Origin of the sequence: Clostridioides sp. GD02377 (genome assembly GCF_045899875.1) — a bacterium.
In the GTDB taxonomy this organism is placed as follows: domain Bacteria; phylum Bacillota; class Clostridia; order Peptostreptococcales; family Peptostreptococcaceae; genus Clostridioides; species Clostridioides difficile_A.
The window spans coordinates 22890-41394 of sequence record NZ_JBJODA010000006.1 but is presented as its reverse complement, the minus strand read 5'-3'; the positions used below and the strand labels follow the sequence as shown (position 1 = coordinate 41394).

At 26.4% G+C, this 18505-nt stretch carries 15 protein-coding genes; 3 read left to right on the top strand and 12 right to left on the bottom strand.

What is annotated here, in order from left to right; all coding sequences use genetic code 11:
• Positions 1-136: 136 nt before the first annotated feature.
• The 12 genes from Q3304_RS06440 to Q3304_RS06385 form a co-directional block, all read right to left on the bottom strand.
• Complete coding sequence (locus Q3304_RS06440; protein ID WP_407813895.1) at positions 137-3001, bottom strand: EAL domain-containing protein; 2865 nt, start codon at positions 2999-3001, stop codon at positions 137-139.
• Positions 3002-3110: 109 nt separating this feature from the next.
• Complete coding sequence (locus Q3304_RS06435) at positions 3111-5750, bottom strand: GGDEF domain-containing protein (RefSeq protein ID WP_407813896.1); 2640 nt, start codon at positions 5748-5750, stop codon at positions 3111-3113.
• A gap of 180 nt (positions 5751-5930) precedes the next feature.
• A complete protein-coding gene (locus Q3304_RS06430; RefSeq protein ID WP_054270698.1) occupies positions 5931-6620 on the bottom strand; it encodes a Crp/Fnr family transcriptional regulator in 690 nt (229 codons plus the stop codon).
• Between the two features lie 66 nt (positions 6621-6686).
• Complete coding sequence (locus Q3304_RS06425) at positions 6687-7532, bottom strand: MurR/RpiR family transcriptional regulator (protein WP_054270699.1); 846 nt, start codon at positions 7530-7532, stop codon at positions 6687-6689.
• Positions 7533-7550: 18 nt separating this feature from the next.
• Positions 7551-8438: an ROK family protein gene (locus tag Q3304_RS06420; RefSeq protein ID WP_074179739.1), complete on the bottom strand. Its 888-nt coding sequence runs from the start codon at positions 8436-8438 to the stop codon at positions 7551-7553.
• A gap of 57 nt (positions 8439-8495) precedes the next feature.
• Positions 8496-9299 carry a sialate O-acetylesterase gene (locus Q3304_RS06415; protein WP_074179738.1) on the bottom strand — a complete coding sequence of 268 codons (804 nt, stop codon included), beginning with the start codon at positions 9297-9299 and terminating at the stop codon, positions 8496-8498.
• A 160-nt stretch (positions 9300-9459) separates the two neighbouring features.
• Positions 9460-9912: a YhcH/YjgK/YiaL family protein gene (locus Q3304_RS06410; RefSeq protein ID WP_054270702.1), complete on the bottom strand. Its 453-nt coding sequence runs from the start codon at positions 9910-9912 to the stop codon at positions 9460-9462.
• Between the two features lie 135 nt (positions 9913-10047).
• The gene (locus Q3304_RS06405; protein WP_054270703.1) at positions 10048-11550 is read right to left on the bottom strand and encodes a sodium:solute symporter; all 1503 of its coding nucleotides are present in this window, start codon (positions 11548-11550) and stop codon (positions 10048-10050) included.
• 32 nt (positions 11551-11582) lie between these two features.
• Positions 11583-12464: an N-acetylneuraminate lyase gene (locus Q3304_RS06400; protein WP_054270704.1), complete on the bottom strand. Its 882-nt coding sequence runs from the start codon at positions 12462-12464 to the stop codon at positions 11583-11585.
• Between the two features lie 69 nt (positions 12465-12533).
• Positions 12534-13205, bottom strand: coding sequence for an N-acetylmannosamine-6-phosphate 2-epimerase (locus tag Q3304_RS06395; RefSeq protein WP_054270705.1), 672 nt, complete (start codon positions 13203-13205; stop codon positions 12534-12536).
• Between the two features lie 275 nt (positions 13206-13480).
• A complete protein-coding gene (locus Q3304_RS06390; RefSeq protein ID WP_054270706.1) occupies positions 13481-13972 on the bottom strand; it encodes a zinc ribbon domain-containing protein in 492 nt (163 codons plus the stop codon).
• Positions 13973-13993: 21 nt separating this feature from the next.
• Positions 13994-15358, bottom strand: a complete 1365-nt coding sequence (locus Q3304_RS06385) for a hypothetical protein (RefSeq protein ID WP_407813897.1) — start codon at positions 15356-15358, stop codon at positions 13994-13996.
• A 444-nt stretch (positions 15359-15802) separates the two neighbouring features.
• On the opposite strand from Q3304_RS06385, the gene Q3304_RS06380 reads away from it, so the two are divergent.
• From Q3304_RS06380 to Q3304_RS06370, 3 genes are all read left to right on the top strand, one after another.
• Complete coding sequence (locus tag Q3304_RS06380; RefSeq protein WP_054270708.1) at positions 15803-16144, top strand: helix-turn-helix transcriptional regulator; 342 nt, start codon at positions 15803-15805, stop codon at positions 16142-16144.
• Positions 16145-16220: 76 nt separating this feature from the next.
• Entirely contained in the window at positions 16221-16727 is a 507-nt protein-coding gene (locus Q3304_RS06375; protein ID WP_054276988.1) for an ImmA/IrrE family metallo-endopeptidase, read from the top strand.
• Between the two features lie 393 nt (positions 16728-17120).
• Positions 17121-18296, top strand: a complete 1176-nt coding sequence (locus Q3304_RS06370) for a GGDEF domain-containing protein (RefSeq protein ID WP_407815003.1) — start codon at positions 17121-17123, stop codon at positions 18294-18296.
• The last annotated feature ends 209 nt before the right edge of the window (positions 18297-18505 follow it).

Sequence of the window (18505 nt, the reverse complement as noted above, 5' to 3'; positions counted from 1 at the left end):
TTAAATCTTAACACTTTATTTTCTATACTTCTGTGATAATTGTCACAGTTTCAAAAATAAAAAAAAATATTAATAGAGTTTAGTAAACTCTATTAATATTTTTTTTATTATTTATATTCTTTAATTAAAAATCTAATCATTTAAATACAAGTTTTTCAAAAGATTCTATATCCATGGGTTTTGCAAAGTAATATCCTTGTCCAATATCACAACCTGCATTTTTTAATAAATTCAGTTGACTTTCAGTTTCTATTCCTTCAGCGACAATTATCATATCTAAATCCTTACCTAATTTAATTATATTCTTTATAATTTTTTCTCCACGTATAGATGTAATCGTCTCATTTAAAAATTCTCTATCAATCTTCAATACATCTATTGATAATTTTTTTAAAAGACTAAGAGAAGAATATCCACTTCCAAAATCATCCATAGATACAATAAATCCAATATCATGTAAATCATTTAATATATCTAAGAGAACACTTATATTAGATAAAAATAAGCTTTCAGTCAACTCAAGTTCAATGAGATATGTAGGTACATTATACTTTTTTATTAAAGACGTCAGACTGGCTACTATATTTCTATTACTTAGATGGATTCTTGAAACGTTCATAGAAATTGGTAACACTTCTAATCCATTTTCTAACCATCTTGCCATTACATTAAATACCTTATCCCAAACATATAGGTCAAGTTTTTCTATAAAACCATTTTTTTCAAATAAAGGAATAAAATCACTAGGAGGAATAATCCCTTTAGTTGGATGCATCCAACGAACAAGAGCTTCTGAGCCTATAATCTCACCTGTTTTTAGATTAAATTTAGGTTGTAAGTAAATTACAAATTCTTCATTCAAGAGTGCATTGTCCATATTATTTTCAATCTCTTTCTCACGCAATATAGAAAGCCTTATTTTATCATCATAAAAAGCTACCTTACTTTTATAATTAGTTTCTATTGTTTGGCAGGCTATCTTAGCCCTGTCAATCATTACATCAATATTGACATCATCTTTATCAATTAAGTATACACCACATTTAAGTATTATATCTATTTTGAATGTTCTTTCTTTATTTTTACTAACTGTTTCAAAAAAATCTATTGCTCTTTTTCTTAAATTTTCTATGGTATTTTTCTTTGTCATTACAATAAATCTATCATCTGATAGTCTTGCATATATCTCGTCCTTAAAAAGGCTCTTTCCTATTTGCTTTGCTATGTACTTTAGAATATTATCCCCAAACTCAAAACCAAACATATCATTTATATACTTAAACTTATCTATATTAATATAATATATAACAAATTTATCTACTCCATATTTCTCAAAAAGCTTATTAGCATCGATTTTAAACTTCAATAAACTTCTTATGCCTGTTACTTCGTCGACATAAGCTACATTTTCTAATTTTTCTACCTGTCTTTTATAATTAAAAATAAATATTGCAGAAATTATGAATACAATAAATGCTACCATTAAAATAAATACCACCATATTATGTTGTATAAAATCTAACATTGTAACTTCATGTTCTAAATATTTTGTACTTCCTGTAACTGCAATTGCCACTTCTTCTTCTGTAACTCTACTAATAGATTTATTAAGTATTGACAATAATATTGAATTTGTTTTTCCAGAAACACCTATACCAATATCTACAACTTGATTTTCAATGGGCATAAACATAAGACCATCAAATTCGTCAGTATTAATTATATTATTTAATATATAATTACTTCCAATAAATATATCACATTCCCCTTTTTTTATGGCTTCTATACATTTGTTAGCATTTGGATAAAAAATAACATTTTGGTTCGGATAATATTCTTTTACGAATGACTCTATTCCTGTCCATTTTATCATTGCAACCTTAGTTTTTTCATCCATTCTAATAGTTCTTTTTGCTATGCCTAACATAGTAGTTTCAAGATATCCATCAGTAAACATAATATTGTGTTCTAACTCAGTGCTCCGCGACATAAACATGTTTGCACATATGTCCGCCTCACCATTTTCAACCATTTTTAAACCTTCTGAAAAGTTTTCTACTTTTATATATTCAAATTTTAAACCTGAGTTTTTAGAAATTGATTTTAATATATCTATTGATATTCCTTTATAAGAATTTGTATTTTTATCATAAAAAGATAATGGTGATGTATCTGTACCAGATACGACTTTTACTGTAGGATGTTTCTTTATATACTCTTTCTCTTCTAAAGAAAATCCTTCTGAAGCTATTGAAGTATCTTTATAATGTTTATTAAACAAATTACCATCATAATATATATCTTCTCGCTTTATCTCTTTTAATGCATAATTTAAACCATCTAGTATCTTCTTATTACCTTTAGTCGTTGCATAATATATAGGTTCTGATGAAAAGCGTAGAGCTACCTTTGTATTTGGCATATCTCTAATACTACCTGTAAGTAACATATCAATAGTTCCTTTTTCAAGTTCTTTTTGAAGTTCTTTTGAACTTTCAATATATTTATATTTTACAGATATTTTATTTTTTTTACAGTATTCATCAAATACACTCTTAAAATGATTATCTGATACAGTCCCTACCACTTTTCCATCAATTTCCTTTAGATTATTATATGATATGCTATTGTTCCTCTCATTTACATATAATGCTCCATATTCATATCCAAAGTTTAAATCTGTATAATCATAATATTTTTCACGCTCTTCACTTTTTTGCAATGCTCCAAATATATCAATTTTTCCTTCTCTGAGCATTTCTAATCCTTGTCTCCATCCACAAGATATATATTCTAATTCCCAGTTATTTATCTTAGCTATTGCATTAAGATAATCATAGGTATATCCATACAAATTACCATCCTTTGTAACAGAGATTCCATAACTAGGCCAATATCCCACTCTCACTTTTTCTTTATTAGAATCTGCTAAAATCAAGCATGGATTTAACAAAAGTAAAAAAACAACCAAAGTAATAATAAATCTATATTTTTTCTTCATAGTCCCACTCCTTTTATGACTAAATCATATGAAGACAGTTAATTTATTTTTATTTAATTTTATGTAATATCTAATTAAAGTGCATAAACAATCGTTTATATTTGAAAACTTAAATAGAATCATTAAATATAATAAATCTGTCCTTTCCTCGATGTTTTGAATAATAAAGTGCCTTATCTGCTTTTTTATACAACTCAATAAAGGTTATTCCATGATTTGGCATAACAGATATGCCTATACTACAAGAAACTTTATACGACTTATTTTCTCCAGTATAATAATTTCTAAATGCATTACATAACTCAATTGCTTTATTTTCAATGTGTTTTGTATCTTTTATATTTTTCATAAAAACTACAAACTCATCTCCACCAATACGTCCAATTATATCATCTTCTCTAAAAATAGAATTTAATTTTGTTGAAACTTCAACCAAAACTTTATCACCAAAAATATGACCTAGACTGTCATTGATAGATTTAAAATCATCTAAATCAATAATAAAAAATGCATGTACACTGTCTTTTGTACTTTCTAAGCTAATAAATCTCTTTATTAAAATTTCTGTTGTTCCTTTATTATAAATTCCTGTTAAGATGTCACGTTCAGCTTTAAATTTAAGCTCCATCTCGTCTTTTTTCTGCTTGTCTATATCTTTAATATATGCAAACCCTTTAATCTGATTAGATTGAAGTTCTTTAAATAAATGCATTGTGCATAGCTCCCACAAAAGCTCTCCATTATTGTCATATCTACGATATTCCAGTTTTAACTCATTTACTCCTCTGCTATATGAATCCAAAACATTTTCAATATGAAACATATTTTTAAAATTTTCCTTATCTGAAATAAATATTATATCATCAGCAATATTCTTCATTACATCAGAGTAATTGCCATCAATCCTTAAATTTAAATTATTATTAGAATCTATATTATTTGATATAAGTTTATCTTGAGAAAAATTAACTTCATATATTGCAATTGCTTCAGATAACATAGCTTTTCGATACTGTTCTTCTTGATTATATTGCATTTCAATTTTTTTCTGCTCATTTATATCTTCCAACAATCCTATTGCTTTAATTGACATATCTGTTTCACTAAATATATTAGTTAAAGTCATCCTATTCCATATGTATTCGCCACTAACTTGTTTTATTTTTATCACAGACACTACACTTTCTTCACCTTTTTCGATTTTATTAAAAGATTCCTCAAAAATATCAATAAAGTCATTATGTATTATTTTTGAATTAACAAAATATTCTATTGAGTTTTTGACATTTTTCGTTAATCCATATATTGAAGAAACATCACTAAAATTGTGTATAGACTTCGTTTTAACATCATAGTCGAATACTATATTAGAAGTCTTAAATAAAGCAATCCTAAGCCTTTCTTCATTAATTTTCAAATCTTCTTCTGTTCTTTTTAAATCTGTTATATCAACTAATACACAATAAAAATACTCTTTTCCATCAGAATCTTTTATAAGTTCACACTTATTTACAACCCATACAAAATTTCCATTTTTAGTAATCATCCTATATTCTACTTCAACTACTTTTGACTTCAACAGTTGAAATTCAAACTCTTTCTTTACTCTATCTATATCACCTTTGTAAATTACATCATAAAAATTATTGTCAAATATGGATTTTATCTCTTCTTTAGTGTACTCAAAAAGGTCTATAAAACCATCACTTAAAAATACAAATTCATATTTTTCTCCTATTGTACACTTAAAGACTCCTCCAGGTATATTATTAGTAAGTGAAGATATTTCTAAATTAGCCTTCACAATTCTATCTTTTGACTTTTTTTCCTTATAAAATACAATTAAAATTAAAACTAAAAGTGATATGAAGTTTTTAAGTGTTAATATAATTGCAAGTTTGTTTATTTCTGAAATATCTTTCAGTACTAAAGATTTTGGAATAAAAGATAAAGTATACCAATCATTTATGCCAACTTGAGCATATATAGCATATCTATCTTTTCCATTAAACTTATATTCTATGAATCCACTTTTCTTGTTTGATATATCTCTGCTAAATTTCTTATAATTATAATCTTCTCCAAAAGAAATTGAATTGAAAAAATCACTAATATTATCTATGTCATCATTAGTTTTTCTTTGAGTAGACTTTAAGATAAGTTTTCCTGACTTTTCAAAAACATAAGTATGTCCTTCTCCATTAAAACTATTTCCATCTATAAATTCACTTAATCTGCTTGTATAATAAGACCCATACAATACCCCTATTACTTCATCATTTTTATATATTGGAGATGCTACCATAAAACTACTTTCATTACTTGCAGGTGAACTTATAATTTCAGAAATATTACTCTCACCTTTCATTGCTTTCTTAAAATAACTCTGTTGTGATATATTATCTACTTTTTTATTATCTTTATAAACAGCACCATCTGGATATGCAATATAAATTTTTTCAAAATTAGATTCTTTTGATACATCATTTAATATTTTTATTAATTCTTCTCTCCTCATGCTATCTGAATCTGAAATAGTTTTAGAGATACTATTTATAAATCGGATTAACGAATTAAGTTTGATATTTATAGCGTTTGAACTTTGTAATGCTAGTTCTTCTAAATGCATTTTTTTATTTTTTTCTACTAATGAATTAACATTACAAGTAAAATCCCAAAGCGAAATCATCACAAACATACATATAAAAATAAAACCTAGAGCATAGCCTATGAACTTTTTATTTTTCATTTTAATACATCCTTTTCTTAGAAGCTGTGTTAACATATGTATATCCACTTTTTATTGTTAAACTAATTATACTATCAGAGTTCAGCTGTTTCAACAAACTTAATACAAATATTGGCGAATTACACAATAAAAAAGAATCTATAAATAGATTCTCTTAATAATGTCTTTATTTAGTTACAATTAATTGCTTTTAAAGTATTTTGATAGTTCAATTTCTTTAACATAAAAGCCTTTACTATCAATCTTTATAAGTTCTTCCTTTTGCAATACTTTTACCATTCTAGAAACAGTTTCTCTTTTACATCCAAGCATGTCAGCTAAATATGTAACTGTAATGTTTACATTTAGTAAAGTCCATTCACCACAACAAATTCCAAATTCTTTACTTAATCTATATAGTTTTGCTGCAAGCTTTTTATCTACTTTTATAGATATAGAATTTTTTAACTGTCTGTATAGACGTCTTATTCTTCTTTCCATATAAGAGATAATATCTTTTGTAAGTTGAAAATCATTTTGCATAATTTCTAAAAATTCTTCTATACTGTAATAAGCTACAATTGAGTTTTCAAATGCCTCACATCCTACAGTAGAATTTTTACTAGAATCAAAGGTAATATCATTTATAATTTCACCACTATTTAATATGAAAATTACTTTTCTCTCACCATTTTCACTTATCTTAAAAATAGACATTTTTCCATCTAAAAGTACATAAACACTGTCTAAGCTATCTTTTTCATAAAATAGAATTTCTTTTTTTTGTAATCTTTTTAGTTTAGCTTTTTCCTTAAGTTGATTCTTTGTTTTATCACATAAATTATTAAAAATCATTACTTTATCAATATTATAATCTTTTAATTTAGACATGTAATATCTCTCCATTCCTAAATTTATAAGAAAGCTCTATAAAACATTACAAATTTCTTATTTTATTCATTCTTTAAACAATTTTATAGCATTTGTTGTTTTAATTTTTCTTTCAATAGCTTCATTAGAAAGTTCTTTTACTACCTGTGTATATACTAAATCAATAATGAAAAATTGTGCTAATTTGGAAGATATTGAACCAGTTTCCAATACAGTTTCTCCTGATACATAAGATAAGTGTACATCTGAAATATCCTTTAATTCAGAGTTTTTATTTTCAGTTATTGATATAATTTTAGCATTATTATCTCTTGCAAGTTTTACAGTTTTTATGATTTCCTCAGTTTCACCAGAATGTGAAATCGCTACAATTAAATCGCCTTCTTCCATTATGGAAGACATCATTATCATTGTATGGCTACTATCAAAGCTCACACAATTAAGTCCTATTCTCATAAATTTATAGTTTGAATCCTGTGCTATTATACCAGAATATCCAATACCTATAAAATAAATTTTCTTTGCATTTATTATAAGTCTTGCACAATTGTGAACATCAGTACTATTAATTATCTCTACAGTATTCTCTAAAGTAGTTACATTTGAATTTAAAAGTTTCTTTGCTGTATCCAAAGCTGGTTCATCATTTTGTATATTTTTATTTATAATATTTTTTTTGTTCATGGTTGATATCTCTTGTGCTAAAGTTACCTTGAAATCTTGTAACCCACTAAAGTTCATCTTTTTTACAAATCTAGTTATAGTTGCTTCACCAATGTTACTTTCTTTCGCTATTTGTGATATTGGCTTATAAAATACATCCTCTATATTCTCTTTTATATAAGTTATCAATAATTTATCTGACTTTGTGACTTTAAACGTTGGTGATTCCAATTGTTCTAAAATACTCATTAAAAACCCTTCTATTCTTTATATTTTATTTAAAAAATTATATAATGCCCCAAGCATTCCTGCATCATTTTGTCTATTTGCAAATTCTACATTAGTATTTTTGTAAACTCTATCTATAAGAACCTCCTTTAATGCTTTGTCTATTTTAGGTTTTAGAAATTCCTCCTGTGCCATAATTCCACCACCTAAAATTACTACTTCTGGATTTATTACATAACATATATTTGCGATTCCAACTGCTAATGATTTTATCATATTATTGAGCTCTTTTAAACAATCTTCGTCATTATTCTTTGCTAAATCAAAAATTATTTTTCCATTTAAGTCATTTTCATTTAAACTCTTTATTTTTGCTACTTTTTTAACTAGACTACTAGTAGATGCTAACTCTTGAAAAGAACTTCCATTTATATTCATATATCCTACTTCACCAGCACTATTACTAAATCCATTTATTAGTTTATTGTTTATTATAACACAACCACCAATTCCAGTACCTATTGTCAGGCATACAGAAGATGTTGCACCCTTCCCTGCTCCAATCCACATCTCACCAAGTCCAGCACAATTAACATCATTTTCAACTTCACATTTTACATTAAATTCTTTTTCTATCTCTTTTTTTAATTCCATACCTTTATAGTTTGGAATTAGCTCTTCTAATGCAAATAATATCTTCCCCTCAATTGGGTCAACCATACCTGCAGTAGATATACATATACCACTTATGTCATTTTCTTCTATATATTTTTTCACTATCTGTTTTATTTTAGATAATATTCCTTCTCCACCTTTTTCCTTTGCTTCAGTATCCATACTTGATTTATCAATTATAAATCCATCTTCCCTAATAAATCCATATTTTATTGAAGTACCTCCAATATCTATACAAACGTAATTTTTCATAGCATATCTCCATACAAATTATTTTTATAAATTAACAACTCTATTTAAAATCTTATATTACACAAATTTTTTACTTATCTTTTCCAATTCACAAATATATTTCCTTGCTTCTGATAAATCTATTGTATCACTTAATACACTTTTTTCCTTAGTTATATGATACTTATAAATATTTTTACATAAGTCCTCTCCTAGCATATTAAGACCTTCTTGATTATAATGAACATCGTCAATAGTTAAGCCTTTATCATGAAATTGCATAGCAATTTTACTTCCCACACACAGTATATCACATTCATTACAAGCAGATTCTTGAGCTGCTGCAATTCGTCTAGTTCTAATAAAATATTCATCTTCTCCAAGCCAATAACCAGTTAAGCTTACAAACATTTTATCAATCATACATTCTTTTTTAAGTCTATACGCAATCTTTTTTAAACTTTCTTTATAGTATAAGGCATCGCTACCATATTTTGCATCACTTTCACCTTGAATCCAAATAACATACTTACTTTGTATATTATAATGTTTACTTAAAGTACTACATCCTGCATTAAATTTTTCTATAGTATCATTTAGAAACCAGTTATTATCATGATTCCAATTTTTTATTCTTGACCCATCTTTTGCATTATGAATAAAACAAACTTTATTTCCAGTGAACTTATTCCATTCATTTGAAAATGCAGGTGCTATAGTACCATCACCTTCTGAAGTCTCTAGCTCACACCTCATATTTATAATTTCATCAGTACTCAAATATTCAAAACAATTTTCATTAGGAATAACACTCTCTTTTTGATTTCCTAATCCTCTGGCATTACTTTGTCCTATTAATAAAAATACATCTATATTTTCCATGATTTAACTCCTCTATAAAATTTTAACTTTTTGATTACATCCAATTTTCATTATAAAAAACTAAGGCTGAAAATAGTAATCTAACTAAAATTTACGAAATATCACTAATCGCTGAAAGTTAAATCACTATTTTCAGCCTTAGTGGTTGTATAAATCCTCATTATCTAACCAAAACCTTAAAAATAGCTTTTTTGATATTTTCTTTTTCTAAAACTTTTATTGCTGTCATATGAGCATCTTCTGGATAACACACTAAGAAATCATTTTTTCTAAGTTCTACATATCCATTGTTTTTACCATCAAGGGGCAAAAAATCTCCCTCTTCTTCATATGGTTTTTGCTCTAAATTTTCTATAAAATTTAAGTCTATTCTTTCACATCCATCAAGCATTAAGTGTACATCTATATACTTCTTATGAGCTTCCCAGAATCTTTCTTCTTTTTCGCAAGTTTTATACTCTACAATATTCACAAAAATATCATCACCATCTATTGTATAAGTACCTTTTTCATAATCTATTAATGAATTCTCTTTAGCATATTCGAAACATCTAAGTAAATCTTCATGTAATGTTGAATATGTCTTACTATGATTTATATTTCCAAATATCATAAGCATTGTCTCCCTATATAATTTTAAATACATTTTTTTATACTTTTACATATAATTTGTATTCTACAGTCCTATAGAGTAACTAAATTATTTATCTAATCACTCTATAAGACAATTTATCATTTAAACATCATATTATTTTTCATAATAAACAGTAGTTTCAGCTCTTGGTAAAGATACTTTTGCTTTAACCTTAGCTTCTATTGCACTAACTATTGTACCTACTACAACAGAAGTAGTTATTGTTATTAAAGAATATGCCCAAGAAGTTACTTCTGGCATACGATATTTTAGATAAACAACCAAAATTGCTGATATTATAAATCCGACATAAGCTCCCATTTTAGTTGCCTTTTTACAAAATGCTCCAAGCACAAATACTCCTGCCAGAACTCCTAAAACTAGTCCCATGAAACTATTGAACCATTCATATGCTGACTTTATTTCTCCATTTGCTAAGATTATTGCAACAACTATAGAAAGTATACCTACACCTAATGATATATATTGTGCTATCTTAGTTTGTCTTTCCATACTTATATCTTTTGTTATTATAGTTTGTATATCTAAAGTCCAACTTGTAGCAACTGAGTTAAGTCCTGTTGATAAAGTTGATTGAGATGCTGCATATATTGCTGCAAGTAGTATTCCTGTTATACCTACTGGTAATTCATAAGCTATATACGATGCAAATACTTGGTCTTGCTGAACTGTTTGAGCTAAATCTGGATTTTGAGTATAGTATATAAATAAACAAGTTCCAATTAGATAAAACACAGTTGCAAGTCCCATTGATAAAACACCATTTCCATATGTCATTTTGTTAAGTTGCTTTATATCAGTTGTTGTAGTAAATCTTTGAACTATATCTTGACTTGATACATATGATGAAAAAGTATTAAGACCAGCTCCAACAAATATTATAAATGCACTTGTAGATAGTATATTTTTATCAAACATAACTTCATTAGTTGCTAAGAATTTATGTCCACTTGTAAGTGTATCCATCACTGTTCCAAAACCACCATTTATACTTGCTATTAAATAGAACAATGTCCCTGTAACACCTACTATTAGTACCATCCCTTGTATGAAATCGGTCCATAAAACAGCCTTTAATCCACCTGTATATGAATAAATTATTGCTATTACGCCCATAACTACTATCAATACATTTACAGGTATTCCTGTAAGACCAGCTAGAACCACTGATGGAAGATACATTATGATAGACATACGTCCTATTTGATATATTATAAACATTAAAGCTCCAATTACTCTAAGACCTTTACTTTCGTATCTCATTTCTAAGTATTCATATGCTGTATCTATTTCTAGCCTACTGTACAAAGGCAAGAAAAATTTTATTGTCAAAGGTATTGCTATAAACATACCTAATTGTGCAAACCATAAAATCCAAGTTCCACCATAAGAATTTCCTGCTAATGATAAAAACGATATTGGACTTAATAATGTGGCAAATATTGATACTGATGTAACCCACCAAGGAATAGTCCCATCACCTTTGAAGAACTCTTTTCCTTTCATTTCCTTTTTTGAAAATAACAACCCTGCAAATAAAACTGCCAATAAGTAAACTACCAGTATTGCAAAATCTATCCAAGTAAATCCTACCATTTTACTAATCCTCCCATACTAAAAGTATTTTATTAAAAATACTTTCTGTATATTTCTTTTGCTCTTGATTTCATTTCATCAGTTGCTTCTTTCATAGGTTGTCTACAATATCCAGCTTCAACACCTTGCTCTTCAAGTAGTAATTTAATTGTTTGATATAGACCATTTCCTAATATATCTGTTATTAAATCATTAGTCACATGTTGTACTTCAAGTGCTTCTGATATTTTTTCATTTTTAGTTAATTCAAATATTTGTCTGGCTCTGATACCGTTTACATTAAATGTAGAACCAATTGCTCCATCTACTCCTAAAACTGTAGCTGGCAACATCATTTCATCAAATCCTGCAAATATTAATTTATTTGGGAAAGTTTTTCTCATTCTTTCTAATAAATAGAAATCTGCTGCTGTAAATTTAACACCTATTATTTTTTCATTTTCAAATAATTCTCCAAATTGCTCTAAACTCATATCAACACCAGTTAAAAATGGTATAGAATATATTATTAATCTATTATCTACAGAATTTATTATTGTATTGTAATAGTGTTTTATTTCTTCAAAATCAAATTTATAATAAAAAGGTGTAACAGCACTTATAGCATCATATCCTAAATCAGTTGTAAATTTAGCAAGTTCCACAGCTTCTTTTAAATTAACTGAACCAACCTGAGCTATTAATTTTATTTCTTCTTTTACTTCATCTTTAGCTATTTCAAATATTCTTTTCTTCTCATCAGTTGAAAGCATGAAATTTTCTCCTGTACTTCCCCCTACATAAAGACCATCTATTTTACAAACATCTATGTTATGTCTAATTATTTGTCTTAACCCTTTTTCATTTATATTTCCTTCCTTATCAAATGAAACTAATAATGCTGAATAAATTCCCTTCATATCTGTTGTTCTCATATCCTTACCTCCAATTTTAGTTTTTAAATATAGTTAAATATAATAATTTTTTAATTTATAAATTAATTTTTAATTAATTTCAATTGCTTTAACAAACTTTTCTGTTATTAGTTGTGGTCTTGTTATTGCTGAGCCTACTACTGATGAATGAACACCTAACTCAAATACCTTTTTTAAATCTTGAGGAGTATTTACCTTTCCTTCAGCTATTACAGGTATTTCTAAATCTTTAACTAATCTTTCCATTAGTGCAAAGTCTGGACCTTCTAAAACTTCTGTATATGGAGTATACCCAGATAGTGTAGTTGAAACACAGTCCACACCATACTCTTGAGCTTTAACAGCCTCATCATAGTTTGAAACATCTGCCATTACTAAAACCCCATTTTCTTTTATATACTTTATAATTTCCTTTAAATCTTCATTATTTGGTCTAACTCTATTAGTGGCATCTAAAGCTATCATCTCACACCCTGTTGTCAGAAGCTCATCAACCTCCTTTTTAGTTGGTGTTATATATATATCTGAATCTTCATAATTTCTCTTTATAATACCTATAACAGGAAGTCCAGTAACTTTTTTTATTTCAATAATATCATCAACCCCTTGAGCCCTAATTCCAACAGCTCCACCTTCCATAGCAGCCTTAGCCATTCTACCCATTATAAAAGGGCTATGAAGAGGTTCATTTTCTAAAGCTTGGCATGATACTATTAATTTACCCTTTACCTTATCTAGCATTTTTTCAATTACCTCATTTCTGAAATTTATTTTCTTGATTTATGTATTAATAATAACATGAAAACTTTTTCTTTGCAATATTTTTTCATATTTTTTTCTTGTTTCTATATTTTTACCAGTTTATTCCATGTATTAGCTTGTTTTTCATATTTAAAAGAAATTTTATTTCATTTTTTTGGTGTTTATTTTCATTTTATATAAGTACTCTCATAAATACTCCTTTTAAATTATTTCAATAAAAAAACCTATGTATACTATACATAGGTTTCCCAATATTACTCTAAATCCATTATAATTTTTCTACCACAGCATGGACAAAATTCAGACTCTGAATCGATTTCACTTTCACAGTAGCCACAAACTATAAAATCACCAGATTCATTTTCTAACTCAAATTTTTTACCACATTCCGCACAATATTTATCATTTACACTTCCAACATAACCACATTCACAAGTTACATTACTTTCTGCGATTTCCATTTCGTTAATTTCCACATTTTTTTCATAGATTATCTTATCGAGTTCTAGTAATTCATCACAAAACGTATCAAAACTTTCATCATCAAGAGAATCTTCTCTAATTTTTTGATATGTTAGTATTCCCATTTCTAAGAATATCTTTGCTTTCTTTTCTTGAATATCCTCAATCTCTCTATTTATCTTTGATTTCTCTTTATATAATTCAACTTTAAATTTTCCGTTACCAAACTTTTTCTTAACTTTAGAAAACTTATCGTCTACTGTATTCTTAGTATTTTCTTCCATAGAAATTTCCTCCAATCATATTTAATCAGCTGAGTTTAGCTTATACCCTATTAAAGATATCACAAAACTATATATAAATGAAATTATAATAGTTTGGAATACTTTAAATTGCATTATTAAAGTTGCACCATAACTAGTTGTATTAAAGAAATTAATATTACTATCAAGTATAAATGTGCTAAATAAAGCCAGCATACCCATTAAAAATGCATAATACACACTAAACACTATTACAGGCTTGATATTATCTGTGTTATACTTAAATCTCAATTTATATCCATTTAACAATAGTATTAATGCAGATAAAGCTCCCATTGCATAAAACATTAATTTAGTATCTCCAAATAGAGATGATGAGCCCAAACTAAATATTGATACTGTTGAATTTATTATAGTAACTGAAATTCCATTTGCAAAAGCCCACATATAACTAGCTATTTGTGGAAGTATAGCAAATAAGTTTGCTCCATTTGAGTAACTACTCATATCTAATTCGTTTAAGTAGCTACTATCAGATACAGTTAGTACAAATAGGATCGCCAATACTAAAACATATCCTAATATAAATATCTTTATAGAATTTGAAAAAAGAGACATATACATATTTTCTTTTTCATAACTCTCTTTGTAATTAGTTATATATGTACATATAAATCCTAATACAAATCCATTTAAAAGAACACTAAAAAACTGATAACTATATTCTAGTGCATAGCCATACTCTAACATACTATGTGAACCAGTCTTTACATTAGTAAAAACAGATAGAACAGCTAAAATTAATCCATAAAGAATCCCAACTCCTAATGAATTTGCTAATGTAGTTTTTGAGTCTTTACATCTTTTTCTCATAAAAATTAAATTTGATATTATTAATCCTAGAATAGGGATTATAAGTAATATTAACAATCCTATATTAGCATTTATAAATCCAGAACCCATCATAGTAGACATAGATACACTAATCTGACCCAAGTTAAGAGCTAGAATTATATGTGCTGGATTTATTAAATAACTAATATCATTAAATTGAATAGTTATTACAGCTTTAAATATCAATGCAATAATAAATAATATAAATACATTTGTAAAGGTTGTTAAAAATATTCCTCTTGTATTTGCATGATGTGAAAGCTCTTTTATTTTAGATTTTAAGTCTAATTTTGTTTCAAATGGTTTTAAAGATGCTACTTCATAAAGCTCATTTCCACAAAATTTACAGTAATTATCTTTAGAATTATTTTCTTTGCTACAACTAGGACAAATTTTTTCTTCTTTCTTTTTAAGTGTGAAGTTGTTATTTTTTATTTTTCTAGTTAGTTCGCCTGTTGTTTTGGAATAGTTATTATGTGAATAATTCATATTATTTATTTTTTTTTCATCCATTTTTTCCCTCCAAGTTTTACTGTTGTAAATTATCAAATATAACTATATCATATAAAACTTAATTATACCTTAATTGGATATATTTATCTATTTTATTTGTTTATTGTTGTTATTTTTTAACAAGTGTTGGTATTTCAATAATTTATTAATGTCAGTTTTGTTGTTTATGTTTTATTATGCTTAATTTAAATTTATTCTATTCTTTATTTTCAGTGGCAAGATGATGGCAAGTTAGGTTTTGCCACCATTTATTTTTGATTCCAAAATTAAGTTATAAATAGTTATTATTATGTTACTTATAACTATATAAATTTAGTAAATAGTTTATGTTTTAATACAAACAAAGCTTATCAATATTTAAATGCACTTTTCTGTTAACTTTTCCGAAATAAGTTAACATTATCATAAACTTATGCTATACTTTTTATAAAGGGGGTTTTATTTATGTCAACTTTTGGTGAGAGGTTTAAACTTTTAAGAACAGAAATGAATCTAACTCAAGAGGAACTTGTTGAAAAATTTAATAAAGTTTATCTTACGAGTTTTAATAAATCAACAATATCACAGTATGAAAATAACAAAAGAAAACCAGAAATAAACGTTTTAGAAAATTGGGCAGATTTTTTTAATGTATCTATTGATTATCTTTTAGGGAGAACTCTTGTTAGAAATCACATAGATACTGTAGCAACGCATAAATCTAATCCTAACAAAGTTTTACCAGAAGAAGCTCAAGAGCAACTTAATGATTATATAGAATTTTTAATAAGCAAATATAAAAAATAAATATTTAGAGCAGTTCACACCTGCTCTTTATATATAACAAAACTCAAAAATACATTCTTTTTATAGGGGGATTTCCATGAATAAACTAGACGCACTTTTAGATTTAGCAAAAAATGAAGAAATAGAAATTTACTACACTGACAAAATAACAGATGACATAAAAGGATTGTATATAAACAAACAAGGGCTAAAAATTATATCACTACTTAATTCATTAAAACAAAATAAGACTAAACTAATAGAAATTTTAGCAGAAGAATTAGGACATCATTTTACCAGTGTAGGAGATTATGTATCTTCAGAAAACAGCTACAAAAATAAAATATTGATAGATAAAACTGAAGAAAAAGCTCTAAGATGGGCAGGTGAATTTCTTATAGCAGAAGAAGAGATAATACATGTTATTAATTCATATGCCACAAATGTCTATGAAATAGCTGAGGAATTACAAGTTAGTGTAAAATTCTTATTAAAAAGATTAGAATTTCTATCAAGAAAGAAAAACATGTTAGACTTAGGAAATAATAGATTCCTAGTATTAACTAGTTTACCAAATTTCTACATATATGAGGATATTTTTTAAATTCTTTTATTCTACTTTTATAGTTCATTGTTTAACAAATACATATTTAAATATAATTATAATAAAATGTATATAAAAACTAGGTAATTGTAAGAATATCAATATAATATCATAGTATAAACTGAATAAAAAAGATTCATATAATACTGTACATAAAAAAAAATATATAAAGAGCAGTTAATCTGCTCTTTTATATAAATATAAAACTTAATTATAATAAAATACTAATTGAAAAATTCATTTAATATTAATTAATAAATACAATCTAACATAATTTTAGATTGTTACACATAATATATTTTGATATAATTAAGTTATTAATAAAGTATTCCAAGTATCTAAGAAAAGAAAAGGAATACTTATTTTTATGTTTTATTTTTAATGGAGGTTTATATGAACTTAGAAAAATTAAAAAAATTTTTTGGATTTCCTCTAGACAAAGAACATAAAGAAAACGTTGAAAAAGAGCTTTGCAATTATCTTTATCATACAGGGAAAATCATTTGTATAATAATAATAATATCTCAAATAATTATGATTATATCAATATCAGCTAGAGAAGGTGGCCCTTTTGCCACTCCAAGACGTCAATGGTATTTTTATATGTACATAACACTGTTTTCTGTATCTTCAATCTTTATGTTTGTATTTTCTTATCTTTGGAATAAAAAAAAGGAATATTGCACTTTTTATATAAACTTATGGGTAATTTATGTATCTTTTTTCTGCCTATGGGGATGTGTAATTACTCTACTTGACCAATTAGGTGGAAATGACTTAAGTGTATTTAGTTACATTATGTTAGCAGCTGCGGCTTTTTCAGTATTAAAATTCGGAGAATCAATAATAGTTTTTGGTGGATGCTTTTTATTTCTTAACTTTTTCTTACCTGGAATTCAAACTATACCAGGTAATGAATTTAGTAATATCGTTAATACTTTTTTTATAACATCACTTGCTATTTTTGTCTCTACAATGCTATATAGAAGTCGTGTATTTACTTATTATGACAAACTTCTAATTCGCCAACAATATGAGGAAATATATCATATAAATAATTTACTTAATCATAAAGTCATGATAGATGAACTAACTAAAATGAATAATCGTAGATACCTTGAAGATATTCTACAAAAAAAATTAATCAGCTATGCAAATCAAGTACCTATAACTGGAATGATGCTAGATATCGATTACTTCAAGCAATTTAATGATACCTATGGACATCAAAAAGGAGATTATTGCTTGCAAAGTATCGCTAAAGTAATTTTAGATTTTACAAATTCTGAAAATGCACATGCTATACGATATGGTGGCGAGGAATTTTTTATATGTATTTTCAACTGTGATGAAGAAGATGCTAAACTTAAATCAGAATGTTTACGAAAAATTATAGAAAATTGCCATTTTGAACGTGACGATGTTCCTTCAAAATGTGTAACTGTTAGTATTGGAGTTTATACAAAGAAAATTGAAGAAAAAATAACATTAGAAGAATTTATAAGTTACTGTGATAAAGCTCTATATACTGCAAAAGAAGAAGGACGTAATTGTGTGGAATTTTATTAAAAAATATATAAATAAAAGTATTAATCCTTCATGCTTAAATTTTTCAGGAAAAATTTTTTTATATTTAAAGTAAGTAAACACTATTAAATAAACCTATAAATTAGACTTTTAAACTTAAGTCTCACTTATAGGTTTATTATTTTCTGAATATTAATTATTTTGAATTTTAATATTTATAAGCTATACCATTAAATCTAAGTTATATTTTC

Excerpts from the sequence above, each read along its gene's own strand:
- Q3304_RS06440 (WP_407813895.1), bottom strand. The coding sequence starts at position 3,001 with ATGAAGAAAAAATATAGATTTATTATTACTTTGGTTGTTTTTTTACTT.
- Q3304_RS06415 (WP_074179738.1), bottom strand. The coding sequence starts at position 9,299 with ATGGAAAATATAGATGTATTTTTATTAATAGGACAAAGTAATGCCAGA.
- Q3304_RS06375 (WP_054276988.1), top strand. The coding sequence starts at position 16,221 with ATGAATAAACTAGACGCACTTTTAGATTTAGCAAAAAATGAAGAAATA.
- Q3304_RS06370 (WP_407815003.1), top strand. The coding sequence starts at position 17,121 with ATGAACTTAGAAAAATTAAAAAAATTTTTTGGATTTCCTCTAGACAAA.
- Q3304_RS06385 (WP_407813897.1), bottom strand. The coding sequence starts at position 15,358 with ATGGATGAAAAAAAAATAAATAATATGAATTATTCACATAATAACTAT.
- Q3304_RS06380 (WP_054270708.1), top strand. The coding sequence starts at position 15,803 with ATGTCAACTTTTGGTGAGAGGTTTAAACTTTTAAGAACAGAAATGAAT.
- Q3304_RS06400 (WP_054270704.1), bottom strand. The coding sequence starts at position 12,464 with ATGAGAACAACAGATATGAAGGGAATTTATTCAGCATTATTAGTTTCA.
- Q3304_RS06435 (WP_407813896.1), bottom strand. The coding sequence starts at position 5,750 with ATGAAAAATAAAAAGTTCATAGGCTATGCTCTAGGTTTTATTTTTATA.
- Q3304_RS06405 (WP_054270703.1), bottom strand. The coding sequence starts at position 11,550 with ATGGTAGGATTTACTTGGATAGATTTTGCAATACTGGTAGTTTACTTA.
- Q3304_RS06420 (WP_074179739.1), bottom strand. The coding sequence starts at position 8,438 with ATGAAAAATTACGTTTGTATAGATATTGGAGGTACTTCAATAAAATAT.
- Q3304_RS06395 (WP_054270705.1), bottom strand. The coding sequence starts at position 13,205 with ATGCTAGATAAGGTAAAGGGTAAATTAATAGTATCATGCCAAGCTTTA.
- Q3304_RS06410 (WP_054270702.1), bottom strand. The coding sequence starts at position 9,912 with ATGATATTTGGAAATATAAATCATAGTAAGACATATTCAACATTACAT.
- Q3304_RS06430 (WP_054270698.1), bottom strand. The coding sequence starts at position 6,620 with ATGTCTAAATTAAAAGATTATAATATTGATAAAGTAATGATTTTTAAT.
- Q3304_RS06425 (WP_054270699.1), bottom strand. The coding sequence starts at position 7,532 with ATGAGTATTTTAGAACAATTGGAATCACCAACGTTTAAAGTCACAAAG.
- Q3304_RS06390 (WP_054270706.1), bottom strand. The coding sequence starts at position 13,972 with ATGGAAGAAAATACTAAGAATACAGTAGACGATAAGTTTTCTAAAGTT.